Here is a 12787-nt window from a genome sequence, read left to right as displayed (position 1 = left end):
TCCGAGGCTCAAGGGCACGATATCTAAAACGATTCGCGCGCCCCCGAAGCGTATCACGGCACCAGTTTGTAGCCACCGGCTTCCGTGACCAGGATCTCCGGGTTGGCGGCGTCCTTCTCGATCTTCTGACGCAGGCGGTAGATGTGGGTTTCCAGCGTGTGCGTGGTGACGCCGGAATTGTAGCCCCAGACCTCCTGGAGCAGGGTCTCGCGCGAGACCGGCATCTGGCCGGCCCGGTAGAGGAAGCGGAGGATGGCGGTTTCCTTTTCCGTCAGCCGCACCTTGCGGGCATTGGCCGCAGTGAGCATTTTTGAGCCGGGGCGGAAGGAGTAGGGGCCGACCGAGAACACCGCGTCCTCGCTGGCCTCGTGCTGGCGAAGCTGGGCGCGGATGCGGGCCAGCAGCACGGCGAAACGGAAGGGCTTTGCGACATAGTCGTTGGCGCCGGATTCCAGCCCCAAAATCGTGTCGGAATCTGTGTCATGCCCGGTCAGCATGATGATCGGGGCCTTGAAGCCGCCCTTGCGCAAGGAGCGGACCACCTCGCGCCCGTCGGTGTCGGGCAGGCCGACATCCATCAGGACCAGATCGGGGGAATTGGCCTTTGCGGCGCTCGCACCCTTGGCGCCGGTATCGACGGCGGAGGCTTCGAATTCTTCGTGCAGCGATAATTGCTCCACCAACGTATCGCGCAGATCGGTATCGTCATCCACGATCAGGATCTTGCGGGCATTGGCCATAGGGGGTCATCCTTTTGGAGTCCGGCTCGACGCGCATGCATGCTGCACCCAGCCGCGAGGGAAAGTTAGGGGTCGCCGTTATTATTGTTGTTCGTGTTGAAGTAGTGGGCTGTTACCGATTCTCAAGCCAGAACCACTCTAACGCAGAATAGCAGGGCGATTTGATGAATGTCCTGTAATGAATTCGACATTGCACGGTCACAGGAAAAACAAAGCTATGTCAGCTAGTTACACCGGAAATCGGCGCTCCGGACCGCTGGCTGCGATCCACGTCAGGCCCGCCGCCGGAAATCCGCGGCGGGGCTGGCTGACCGCCGGCGCGCTGACCATTCCGGTGGCGCTGGGGCGGGGCGGCATCCTCGCCAACAAGCGCGAGGGCGACGGCGGCACCCCCAGGGGCAGTTTCCGTCCCAGGCAATTGTGGTGGCGAGCCGACCGGCACAGCCGCCCCAAGACCTTCCTGCCGGCCCGGACCATCACCGGCGCGGACGCCTGGTGCGAAGATCCCGGCGACCGCCATTACAACCTGTGGATCCGGCGCGGGCAGGGCGAGGGTGGCGACCGGCTCAAGCGGGACGACCATCTCTACGACTTCATCATCGAGATCGACCACAATACGAGGCCGCGCATCGCCGGCCGCGGCAGCGCCGTCTTCCTGCATCTCGTGCGCGACAATTTCGGGCCGACCGCAGGCTGCGTCTCCATGACCAAGGCGGCGATGCTGCAATTGCTGCGACGGCTCGGACCAAAAACAAAAATCATCATCGGGTGAGGACGCATGCTGGACAGGGATCAAATCGCCGCCGCTTCACAGGTCCTGGTCAGACATTGGCGCGACGGCACCAAGCTCGACGCGCTGGAGGCGCGCCTGCGGCCACAGAGCCGCGCTGACGGCTATGCCATCCAGGCTGCGCTGGAAACGCAGTCGCTCGGAAAGCTGTTCGGCTGGAAGATCGCAGCAACCAGCGAGGCCGGGCAGAAGCACATCAACGTCGCGGGACCGCAGGCCGGCCGCATCATGAGCGACACGGTGATCGCCGACGGTGGCACTGCGTCGATGAAGGGTAACGAGATGCGCGTCGGCGAGCCGGAATTCGCCTTCCGCATGGGACGCGAGCTGCCGCCGCGCGCCGCGCCCTACAGCGCCGACGAGGTGCTCGCCGCCGTCGAGACCCTGCATCCCGCGATCGAGATTCCCGATTCGCGCTTTGCCGATTTTGCCAGCGCCGGCGAGGCGCAGCTGATCGCCGACAATGCCTGCGCGCATCTGTTCGTGCTGGGCGCGGCGACGTCAGCGAACTGGCGCGCGATGGATCTCGTCGAGGAGCGGCCACAGATCACGCTGCGCGGCCGGCACTACACCGGCCACGGCAAGAACGTGCTCGGCGATCCCCGCGTCGCGCTCACCTGGCTCGCTAACGAGCTGCGCGGGCTCGGCCTTACATTGCGGGCAGGGGAGGTGGTGACGACAGGCACCTGCCATCCGCCGCTGCCGATCCAGGCCGGCGATCATTTTGCCGCGGATTTTGGCGTGCTGGGGAAGGTGTCGGTAGGGTTTGCGTAAGCGTTCCACGCTTTCCCGTCATTGCGAGCCCAACTCTCTCCACTCGTCATTGCGAGGAGCACTTGCGACGAAGCAATCCAGAATCCTCCGCGGAAAGATTCTGGATTGCTTCGCTGCGCTCGCAATGACGAATTCGAGAGCCGTTGCTGCGCGAGGCCTCGCCAGCGGCTATCACCGGTGCCCGAAGATCGCGCTCCCCACCCGCACATGGGTAGCGCCCAGCATGATGGCTGTCGCGAAATCGGCGCTCATGCCCATCGACAGATTCTTCAATCCATTGCGCGCGGCGATCTTGGCGGTGAGCGCGAAATGCGCCGCCGGCGGCTCGTCGACCGGCGGGATGCACATCAGCCCGGAGATCGTCAGCCCATAGGTGTCGCGGCAGCTCGCCAGGAAGGCGTCGGCCTCGCCGGGGGCGACGCCGGCCTTCTGCGGCTCCTCGCCGGTGTTGATCTGGACGAACAACTGAGGGTGCTTTTTCTGGGATTCGATTTCCTTGGCTAACGCTTGGCAAATGCTCGGGCGGTCAACCGAATGGATGGCATCGAACAGCGCAACGGCCTCTTTCGCCTTGTTGGATTGCAGCGGTCCGATCAGGTGCAGCGCGATATCGGGGTAAACAGACGTTAACGCAGGCCACTTGCCTTTGGCCTCCTGCACGCGATTCTCGCCAAATACGCGCTGTCCGGCGTCGATGACCGGTGTAATTGCATCCGCGGCGAACGTCTTCGACACCGCGATCAGCGTCACCGAGGCGCGATCGCGCTGCGCATCCCTGCAGGCGCGTGCAATCTCGGCTTCGACCGCGGCGAGCGCGCTTGGTGAATGGCCGGTTACCGGCGCGTCGTTGTGTGCTGTCATGACGTCGATTGACCGTGAACGTACGGGAGGTAAGTCCAATTTTACCGAGTTCAAGAAAGAGTTTTTGAACCCTTCGCTTTACCTTGCCCGCGGGGTGGGCAGCGAAGATGGCAAACGTCAGTTTCAACCGCAAACGAGCGAAACTCAAGCAGCTTCTCGGGATCCGGGCGCGGCTCGCCTTGCTCGCGGTGATTCTGGTGACGCCCTTGATGTTCGAGCGCATCCGCTCGCTCGAAGACACGCGCGCCAAGCAGATCGCGCAGGCTGCGGCCGAATTCACCACCATTGCAAGGCACAGCGCCGATGCACAGCGCGAGGTGATCTCCTCGGTCGAGACCATCCTGAAATCGGAAGCCTTCATCCGCGCCTCCGCCGGCGGCATCAGCAAAAGCTGCGACGTGCTGCGCGCGAGCCTGCCGTCGAACCTGCCGTGGATCCGCACGCTTTTGATCGCCGGCCAGGACGGGCGCATCCAGTGCGCCACCAACAACATGTATGTCGGCCTCGACCTCAGCGACCGACCCTACTTCCAGCAGGCGCAGGAAACCGGCCGCTTCGTGCTGAGCGACTTCATCATGTCACGGCCCGTGCCGTCGCCGACCGTGATGGCGGTCTATCCGGTGTCCGCCTTCAGCGGCGTCGCGGATGCCGTCGTGCTCGCCACCGTCAACCTCGACTGGATGTCGAAGGTCATGAGCAATCTCGGCGGCCGCGACGGCATCACCGCGGTGCTGGTCGACAGCGCCGGCACCGTGCTGGCCGCGCCCGCCGACCAGCATGGCGCGGTCGGCCGCCCCCTCGACAACATGCCGCTGATGTCGGCGATCGCCGACAAGGCATTGCGGTCGGACCAGGACGAAGGCTCGCTGTCCTTTCTCGCGGCCGACGGGTCGCGCCGCGCGGTCAGCTACATTCGCATCGCCGGCACCAATGCCCGCCTGATCGCCAGCATTGACGAGGACAAGGTGTCGGCAGCGGTCAGCCGCAACATCCGCACCGCCTATCTCCAGCTCGCCTTCGTCGTGCTGTTCGTCCTGCTCGGCGCGCTGATCGCGGCCGAGAAGCTGGTGATCAAGCCGATCGAGATGCTGGCCGACATGGCCAAGCGCCTCGGCGAAGGCGACCTCTCGGCGCGCGCCGCGCGCAACCGGCTGCCGGCCGAGTTCGTGCCGCTGGCCCGCGCCTTCAACGCGATGGCGGCGCAGCTCAGCCAGCGCGAGCGCGAGCTGATCGCGAGCAACGACCGCCTGACCGTGATGGCCTCGATCGACATGCTGTCGGGCCTCGCCAACCGCCGCGGCTTCCAGAGCCGGCTCGATTTCGAATGGATGCGCGCGCAGCAATATGGCAGCGAGCTCGCGCTGCTGATGATCGACGTCGACCACTTCAAGCTCTTCAATGACACCTACGGCCATCTCGAAGGCGATTCCTGCCTGACCAGGCTCGGCGAATCGCTGTCCGGCATCGCCGCTGACACCATGGGCTTTGCCGCGCGCTATGGCGGTGAGGAGTTCTGCCTGCTGTTGCCGAACACCGACGTGGACCGCGCCGTCGAGATCGGCGAGCAGGTGCGCGCGGCCGTGCTGAAGCTGTGCCTGCCGCACATCACCTCCAGCCACATGATCGTCACCGTCTCGATCGGCGTTGCCGCGACCAAGCCGAACGAGGCTTTGCGTCCCGGCGATCTCATCGAAGCCGCCGACGCCGCGCTCTACGCCGCAAAGCACCGCGGCCGCAACAACGTCGTCGAGCACGGCGTGCAGGCGATCGAGAATGGTGCCGCCGAGATGATGATGGTCGCCAGCGCCTAAAGCGCGATGAGATTTGGATGAATCGTCATCGCGCTTCAGGTTGTTGTTTACGCCTGATCTTTCCGGAAAACCGCTCCGCACTTTTCCGGATCATGCCTAGCCCGCAGCGCCGGCGCGATCGAGTTCGATCTCGGTCACCACGCGATTGCGGCCGCCGCCCTTGGCGAGATAGAGCGCGCGGTCGCAGCGCTCGATCAGATCGCTGATCGCTTCCCCGGCCCGGTACTGCGCAACGCCGATCGACACGTTGATGCCGGGCAGAGTCTCGCCGGTCGAGCGGCGCGTGATCGTGCATTCGGCGATCGCGCGCCTGATGTGCTCGGCAATCTCGGCACAAGTGGCAAGGTCGGCGTCCGGCAGCACCGCGATCAGCTCCTCGCCGCCATAGCGCGCCGGCAGATCCTGCGTGCGGACCTTTTCGCGCAACACCTTTGCCATAAGCCGCAACACCTGGTCGCCGACGCCGTGGCCGAAATTGTCGTTGAAGGTCTTGAAGTGGTCGATGTCGAGCAGGAGCACGCTGAGCGGCTCGCCCCAATCCGCCGTCGCCTGCGCCTTGCGCAGGAATTCGTCGAGCGCGCGGCGATTTGCCAGGCCCGTCAGCGTGTCGGTACGGGCGCGCTCCTCCGACCTCGACAGCGAATCGCGGATCACGTCGAGCTCGCGGGTCTTTTCGGCAAAACCCGCCTCGAGCCGCGTCGCCCTGGTCGCGGCCCGCGCCAGCTCGTTCATGAGCTGGGCGACCAGCACCTTCGGATCGACGCCGGCCTTGCCCTGGTCGGCCACCTCGCTGATCGCCTGCATCTGGGAATGATTGTCGGCGATTGCGGTCGTCAGAAACTCCCTCGCCGTACCCATCAGGGTATGTAGCCGCTCCGACGTGGCGGTAACCACGGTATTCACCTGAGGCGCGACATAGGTCTCGAACAGATCCAGACTGGTCCTGTTATCGAAGGGCCGATTGTGGTCGATCAGGAGATCGATGGCGTTGCGCAGATCGTCATGGCTGCCCGCGAAATATTGGAACCAGACCGCGAAATTGATCGGCGTCGGCGGAATCCGCTGTTCGGCCATGGCCTGTATCGCCCGTCCGGCGATGGACGCGGCATAGTCGTAATCGGGATCGTCGAAGCTGGAATCCATCGCGGCATCGGGGTCTTAGCAGGCCGCAACCTCGCACCGAGCCCTTAATCAGCCCCCAACAAGGGGCTCAGTACTTATGCGGAGGCGGTAAGTTCCCAATCGCGGCAACCCATTGACCCCCCGAGGACTTCTATGGCCTAGTCCGCCGTCTTTAGACGGCCGAATCCAAGAAAACCAACGATTCCATGACCTCCGAACGCTATAACGCCCGCGACGCCGAACCGCGCTGGCAACGCCAATGGGACGAACAGGCGATCTTCGTCTCGAAGAACGATGATTCGCGGCCGAAATACTACGTCCTCGAGATGTTCCCCTACCCGTCCGGACGCATCCATATCGGCCATGTCCGCAACTACACGCTCGGCGACGTGCTGGCCCGCTTCATGCGCGCGAAGGGCTACAACGTGCTGCACCCGATGGGCTGGGATGCGTTCGGCCTGCCGGCCGAGAATGCCGCCATCGAGCGCAAGGTCGCGCCGAAAGCCTGGACCTACGACAACATCGCCGCGATGAAGAAGCAGCTCCGCTCCATCGGGCTGTCGCTGGACTGGTCACGCGAATTCGCGACCTGCGACCCCAGCTACTACAAGCATCAGCAGAAGATGTTCTTGGACATGCTCGCCGCGGGCCTCGCCGAGCGTGAGAAGCGCAAGCTCAACTGGGATCCGGTCGACATGACCGTGCTCGCCAACGAGCAGGTGATCGATGGCCGCGGCTGGCGCTCGGGCGCAATTGTCGAGCAGCGCGAGATGAGCCAGTGGGTGTTCAAGATCACGAAGTACTCGCAGGAGCTGCTGTCGGCGCTCGATGGACTCGACCGCTGGCCCGACAAGGTGCGGCTGATGCAGCGCAACTGGATCGGCCGCTCCGAGGGCCTCTTGATCCGCTTCGCGCTAGATCAGGCGACGACACCTGCCGGCGAGAGCGAGCTGAAGATCTTCACGACGCGCCCCGACACGCTGTTCGGCGCGAAATTCATGGCGATCTCGGCGGATCATCCGCTGGCGCAGGCGGCTGCCGCGAAGAACCCGAAGCTTGCGGAATTCATCTCCGACATCAAGAAGATCGGCACCGCGCAGGAGATCATCGACACCGCGGAGAAGCAGGGTTTTGACACCGGCATCCGCGCGGTGCATCCGTTCGATCCCTCCTGGAAGCTGCCGGTCTACGTGGCCAATTTTGTGCTGATGGAATACGGCACCGGCGCGATCTTCGGTTGCCCCGCGCACGACCAGCGCGACCTCGACTTCGTCAACAAATACAATCTCGGCAACACGCCCGTCGTTTGCCCCGAAGGCCAGGACCCCAAGACGTTCGTCATCACCGACACCGCCTATGACGGTGACGGCCGCATGATCAATTCGCGCTTCCTCGACGGCATGACGATCGATCAGGCCAAGGAAGAGGTCGCCAAGCGTCTCGAGAGCGAGTTGCGCGGCAACGCGCCGGTCGGCGAGCGCCAGGTCAATTTCCGCCTGCGCGACTGGGGCATTTCGCGCCAGCGCTATTGGGGCTGCCCGATTCCCGTCATCCATTGCCCGAAATGCGATGTGGTGCCGGTGCCGGATGCGGACCTGCCGGTGGTGCTGCCGGAGGATGTGAGCTTCGACAAGCCGGGCAACGCGCTCGACCATCACCCGACCTGGAAGCACGTCACCTGCCCCAAATGTGGTGGCAAGGCCGAGCGCGAAACCGACACCATGGACACCTTCGTGGATTCGTCCTGGTACTTTGCGCGCTTCACTGATCCCTGGAACGAGAACGCGCCGACGACGCCTGCGGTCGCCAACCGGATGCTGCCGGTCGACCAGTATATCGGCGGCGTCGAGCACGCGATCCTGCATCTGCTCTACAGCCGCTTCTTCACCCGCGCGATGAAGGCGACCGGACACATCGCGCTGGACGAGCCGTTCGCCGGCATGTTCACGCAAGGCATGGTGGTGCACGAGACCTACCAGACGGCCGACGGCACCTATGTGCAGCCGGCCGAGGTGAAGATCGAGGTCGGCGGCAATGGCCGCCGCGCCACGCTGCTGGCTTCAGGCGAAGACGTCACGATCGGTCCGATCGAGAAGATGTCGAAGTCGAAGAAGAACACGGTCGATCCCGACGACATCATCGAGACCTACGGCGCCGACGTCGCCCGCTGGTTCATGCTGTCGGACTCTCCGCCCGACCGCGACGTGATCTGGAGCGACGAGCGCGTCCAGGGCGCCTCGCGCTTCGTGCAGCGGCTGTGGCGGCTGGTGAACGACGCCGTGGATCTCGGCAAGGCCGCGCCGGCGGACCGCCCGGCCAGCTTCGGGGCGGATGCGACCGCCTTGCGCAAGGCCGCCCATGGTGCGCTGGACAAGGTCACCACCGGCATCGAGCGGCTGCACTTCAATGTCTGCCTCGCTCATATCCGCGAATTCGCCAATGCTTTCTCGGAGGTGCTCCAGCGTCCCGGCCAGCCGGCCCCCGATTTGGCTTGGGCGATCCGGGAGGCGAGCCAGATCCTGGTCCAGCTGTTCTCCCCGATGATGCCGCACCTCGCCGAGGAGTGCTGGCAGGTTCTGGGGCATTCCGGGCTGGTTTCGGAGGCCAATTGGCCGCAAATCGAACGCGATTTGCTGGTTGAAGACAGCGTGACCCTGGTGGTCCAGGTCAACGGCAAGAAGCGGGGTGAGGTCACAGTTGCAACAGCGGCCCAGAATCCGGAAATCGAGGCTGCCGTTCTGGCCCTCGATGCGGTAAAGCTGGCCCTGGACGGCAAGCCCGTCCGCAAAGTGATCATCGTCCCCAAGAGGATCGTGAATGTTGTCGGCTAGGATCCGTATCGCAGCCCGCTTGCTGGCGGTCGCCGCTCTGGCGGCACTGACGGCCGGCTGCTTCCAGCCGATGTATGCCGAGCGGAACGACGGCACCCCCGGCCTGCGCGAAAAGCTGATGGGGGTCGAGCTTCCGCCAATCAACAAGCCCAACGCCTCCCGCGAGGCCCGTGTCGGCGTCGAGGTCCGCAATGCCCTGGCCTTCAAGCTCTACGGCACCGCCACGGGCATGCCGCCGACCCACCGCCTCGACATCCGCTTCACGTCCAGCAAGTCGTCGCTGCTGGTCGATCCCAATACCGCCCTGCCGACCAGCGAAAACTACGGCATCGATGCCCAGTACAATCTGATCGAGGTCGCGACCGGCAAGTCGGTGATGACCGGCACCACGTTCTCGCGCGTGTCCTACGACATGCCCGGCTCCTATCAGCGCTTCGCCCGTAATCGCGCCGTGCGCGATGCCGAGGATCGCGCCGCCAACGAGATCGCCGAGAACATCACGACCCGGCTTGCCGCGTTCTTCACCGCGGGCACGTAAAGCCCTTCCGTCATTCCGGGGCACGCGAAGCGTGAACCCGGAATCTCGATCCCCAACCTCTGGATTCCGGGCTCGCGCGTCGCGCGCCTCGGAATGACGCCGTTGAGGCAACATGGTCGCGCTGCGCGGAAAAGAGATAGACGCCTTCCTCGCCCGTCCTGACGCGGGCCGTCCGATCATCCTGCTCTATGGACCTGACGCCGGCCTCGTGCGCGAGCGTTCCGATGCGCTGATCGCCTCCGCGGTCGATGACCCCAACGATCCTTTCTCGCTGGTCAAGCTCGACGGCGACGAACTCTCGGCCGAGCCGTCGCGCCTGGTCGATGAAGCCATGACCGTGCCGCTGTTCGGCGGCCGCCGCGCCATCCGCATCCGCGCCGGCTCGCGCAGCTTTGCCAGCGGCGTCGAAACGCTCGCGGAGATGAGCGTGAAGGATTGCCGCATCGTGATCGAGGCCGGCGAGCTGCGGCCGGAATCGCCGCTGCGCAAGGTCTGCGAGAAGGCCAAGACGGCGGTGGCGATCGGCTGCTATCCCGACACCGAGCGCGACCTCGCAAAACTGATGGAAGACGAGCTGCGCATTGCGAATTTGCGCATCGCGCACGACGCCCGCGCCGCGCTGATGTCCTTCCTCGGTGGCGACCGCCAGGCCTCGCGCAACGAGCTGCGCAAGCTGACGCTCTATGCTCATGGCAAAGGCGAGATCACGCTGGACGACGTGATGTCCGTGGTCGCGGACGCGTCCGAGCTGAAGCTCGATCCGATCGTCGACGGCGCCTTCGCCGGCCGGCCCGATATCGTCGAGACCGAATTCGCAAAAGCCATGATCGCCGGCACTTATCCCGGCGTGATCATCTCCGCGGCGCAGCGCCAGGCTGCGTGGCTGCACAAATCCGCGCTCGCGATCGCCGACGGCCAGCCTGCCTCCGCCGTGCTCGACGGCGGCTTTCCGCGGCTGCATTTTTCACGAAAGCCCATGGTCGAAACCGCGCTGCGCAATTTCAGCGTGGCACGGCTCGCCGCCATCATCGAGCAGCTCGCGTCTGCCGCGCTCGACACCCGCAAGCAATCGACCCTCGCCGCCGCCATCGCCCAGCGCACGCTGATGGCGATCGCCGCGAACGCGAAGCGGCGGGGATAGGTCCCGCTCTCTCTACACGTCATTGCGAGCACGACTCTCTGCATCCGTCATTGCGAGCGCAGCGAAGCAATCCAGTGTCCCTCCGCGGAACGATTCTGGATTGCTTCGCTGCGCTCGCAATGACGATGCGGATGCAGGCGCGCGCCACACACTCAGCCGTCGTCCCGGCGAAGGCCGGGACCCATAACCACAGGGAGAGGTGTGGCGAAGACACGTAGTTCGGTACTGTGACTTTCCGCGATCGATGGATCACGCGGTATGGGTCCCGGCCTTCGCCGGGACGAGAGAGTTACAGCACGCCCTTTGCCAGGCGCTTCATCACCTCGTCGAGCTGATCGAGGTTGCGGTAGTTGATCTGGACCGAGCCGCCGGGGTCGCGGTGATTGACGGTGACCTTGAGGCCGAGCGCGTCGCTGACGCGCTTTTCCAGGTCGATCGTGTCGGGGTCCTTTTCCTTGCCACCGGTCGAGCGCGCCTTCTGCGGCTTGCGCTCCGGCACGCCCTCTTCATGTGCGAGCGCCTCGGCCTGGCGGACGTTGAGGCCCTCCTCGACGATGCGCTTGGCGGATGCGAGCGGATCGGGCACGCCGATCAGCGCGCGGGCATGACCGGCGGTCAGATCGCCGCTGGTGATCAGGGCCTGCACCTCGGCCGGCAGCTTGGTCAGCCGCATCATGTTGGCGATGTGGCTGCGGCTCTTGCCCACGACCTTTGCGATGTCGTCCTGGCTGCGTTTGAATTCGTTGGCGAGCGCGTGATAGCCGAGCGCCTCTTCCATCGGGTTGAGGTCTTCGCGCTGTACGTTCTCGACGATCGCGAATTCCAGCGCATCGCTGTCGCTGATGTCGACCGGGACGATCGGCACTTCATGCAGGCCCGCCATCTGCGACGCGCGCCAGCGCCGCTCGCCGGCGATGATCTCAAAGCGATCCTGCGTGCCCTTCACGGGGCGCACCACGATCGGCTGGATCACACCGTGCTGCTTGATGGACTCAGAGAGCTCCTTCAGCTCGGTGTCCGAAAAGGTGCGGCGCGGGTTGCGCGGATTGGCCTTGATGAACTCGATCGGCACCTTGCGCTGCGCGCGCGGACGATCGACGTGCTGAGCCTCGCCGCCGACATCACCGATCAGACTCGCAAGACCCCGGCCCAGTCGCGAACGCGCTTCGTCGGCCATCGCCAGCTCCCTTGGATTCACGGTGCAGCACTCCAGAACTGAATTTCGAAACTTGTAGGATGGGTAGAGCGAAGCGAAACCCATCGCCGTTTGCGTTTGGGGTGATGGGTTTCGCAACGCTCTACCCATCCTACGAACAACGTCGCTTCAATGCGTCGTGCGCAACTCGCGCTCGCGCTGGATCACCTCGGTGGCGAGCCGCAAGTAAGCTTCGCTGCCGACGCATTTGAGATCGTAGACCAGCACCGGCTTGCCGTAGGACGGCGCTTCGGAGATGCGCACGTTGCGCGGGATCATGGTCTTGTAGACCTTCTCGCCCATGAACTGGCGGACGTCGGCGACGACCTGGTTCGAGAGGTTGTTGCGCGAGTCGAACATGGTCAGCACGATGCCGTGGATCGACAGGGTCGGGTTGAGCGTCGAGCGCACCTGCTCCACCGTCTGCAGCAATTGCGACAGACCTTCGAGCGCGAAGAACTCGCATTGCAGCGGCACCAGGATCGCGTCCGACGCCGCCATCGCGTTCACAGTGAGCAGATTGAGCGAGGGCGGGCAGTCGATCAGCACATAGGTGTAGTCAGCGTCCGGCGAGACGTTGTTGTTGAGCGCGCCGATCGCATCGCGCAGCTTGAAGGCGCGGCCAGGCGTGGTGCCGAGCTCGAGCTCGAGGCCGGAGAGATCCATGGTCGAGGGCGCGATGTGCAGCCGCGGCACCGCGGTCGAAACCACGGCTTCGCGCAAGCTCGCTTCGCCGATCAGAACGTCATAGGTCGAGCAGGAACGGTTGCGGCGGTCGATGCCGAGGCCGGTCGAGGCGTTGCCTTGCGGATCGAGATCGACGATCAGGACACGCTCGCCAATCGCGGCGAGCGCCGTGCCGAGATTGATCGCTGTGGTTGTTTTTCCCACACCACCCTTCTGATTCGCCAGCGCCAGGATGCGCGGATGGCCTTGCGGGACCTCTGCGGTCTGTTCTTGCTGCGGCTCGTCAATCACGGTCAT

Annotated in this window: 11 protein-coding genes; 6 read left to right on the top strand and 5 right to left on the bottom strand. The window is 64.5% G+C overall.

The features are described from left to right. Nucleotides 1-53: 53 nt before the first annotated feature. The gene (locus AAFG16_RS00125; RefSeq protein ID WP_008142830.1) at nt 54-740 is read right to left on the bottom strand and encodes a response regulator; all 687 of its coding nucleotides are present in this window, start codon (nt 738-740) and stop codon (nt 54-56) included. A gap of 217 nt (nt 741-957) precedes the next feature. Between AAFG16_RS00125 and AAFG16_RS00120 the strand changes: the two genes are divergently transcribed. Both AAFG16_RS00120 and AAFG16_RS00115 read left to right on the top strand, forming a co-directional pair. Further along, on the top strand, nt 958-1512 hold the full coding sequence (locus AAFG16_RS00120) for a L,D-transpeptidase family protein (protein ID WP_342736366.1): 555 nt from the start codon (nt 958-960) through the stop codon (nt 1510-1512). Nucleotides 1513-1518: 6 nt separating this feature from the next. Further along, nucleotides 1519-2304 (top strand): fumarylacetoacetate hydrolase family protein, encoded by a 786-nt coding sequence (locus tag AAFG16_RS00115; protein ID WP_342736364.1) that lies wholly within the window; start codon nt 1519-1521, stop codon nt 2302-2304. A gap of 171 nt (nt 2305-2475) precedes the next feature. Here AAFG16_RS00115 and AAFG16_RS00110 read toward each other — a convergent pair whose 3' ends face one another. Next, entirely contained in the window at nt 2476-3165 is a 690-nt protein-coding gene (locus AAFG16_RS00110) for a YggS family pyridoxal phosphate-dependent enzyme (protein ID WP_283087129.1), read from the bottom strand. Nucleotides 3166-3272: 107 nt separating this feature from the next. On the opposite strand from AAFG16_RS00110, the gene AAFG16_RS00105 reads away from it, so the two are divergent. Beyond that, complete coding sequence (locus AAFG16_RS00105) at nt 3273-4976, top strand: diguanylate cyclase (RefSeq protein ID WP_342736362.1); 1704 nt, start codon at nt 3273-3275, stop codon at nt 4974-4976. Nucleotides 4977-5072: 96 nt separating this feature from the next. Here AAFG16_RS00105 and AAFG16_RS00100 read toward each other — a convergent pair whose 3' ends face one another. Continuing rightward, entirely contained in the window at nt 5073-6119 is a 1047-nt protein-coding gene (locus tag AAFG16_RS00100; RefSeq protein ID WP_342736360.1) for a GGDEF domain-containing protein, read from the bottom strand. Nucleotides 6120-6304: 185 nt separating this feature from the next. Here AAFG16_RS00100 and leuS point away from each other — a divergent pair, with 185 nt between their 5' ends. From leuS to holA, 3 genes are all read left to right on the top strand, one after another. After that, entirely contained in the window at nt 6305-8929 is a 2625-nt protein-coding gene (gene leuS, locus AAFG16_RS00095) for a leucine--tRNA ligase (protein WP_342736358.1), read from the top strand. Next, entirely contained in the window at nt 8916-9467 is a 552-nt protein-coding gene (gene lptE / locus AAFG16_RS00090) for an LPS assembly lipoprotein LptE (RefSeq protein WP_342736356.1), read from the top strand. The genes leuS and lptE overlap by 14 nt, the downstream gene beginning before the upstream one ends. Nucleotides 9468-9579: 112 nt before the next feature. Next, nucleotides 9580-10608 carry a DNA polymerase III subunit delta gene (gene holA, locus AAFG16_RS00085; protein WP_342736354.1) on the top strand — a complete coding sequence of 343 codons (1029 nt, stop codon included), beginning with the start codon at nt 9580-9582 and terminating at the stop codon, nt 10606-10608. Between the two features lie 289 nt (nt 10609-10897). On the opposite strand, the gene AAFG16_RS00080 is transcribed toward holA, so the two are convergent. Both AAFG16_RS00080 and AAFG16_RS00075 read right to left on the bottom strand, forming a co-directional pair. After that, nucleotides 10898-11785, bottom strand: coding sequence for a ParB/RepB/Spo0J family partition protein (locus AAFG16_RS00080; protein WP_342736352.1), 888 nt, complete (start codon nt 11783-11785; stop codon nt 10898-10900). 147 nt (nt 11786-11932) lie between these two features. Further along, nucleotides 11933-12787, bottom strand: coding sequence for a ParA family protein (locus AAFG16_RS00075; RefSeq protein WP_283082991.1), 855 nt, complete (start codon nt 12785-12787; stop codon nt 11933-11935).

It is taken from the genome of Bradyrhizobium sp. B117 (assembly GCF_038969555.1).
Taxonomy (GTDB): domain Bacteria; phylum Pseudomonadota; class Alphaproteobacteria; order Rhizobiales; family Xanthobacteraceae; genus Bradyrhizobium.
Note: the sequence above shows the minus strand (reverse complement) of the source record. Positions and strands in the feature narration are given on the sequence as shown.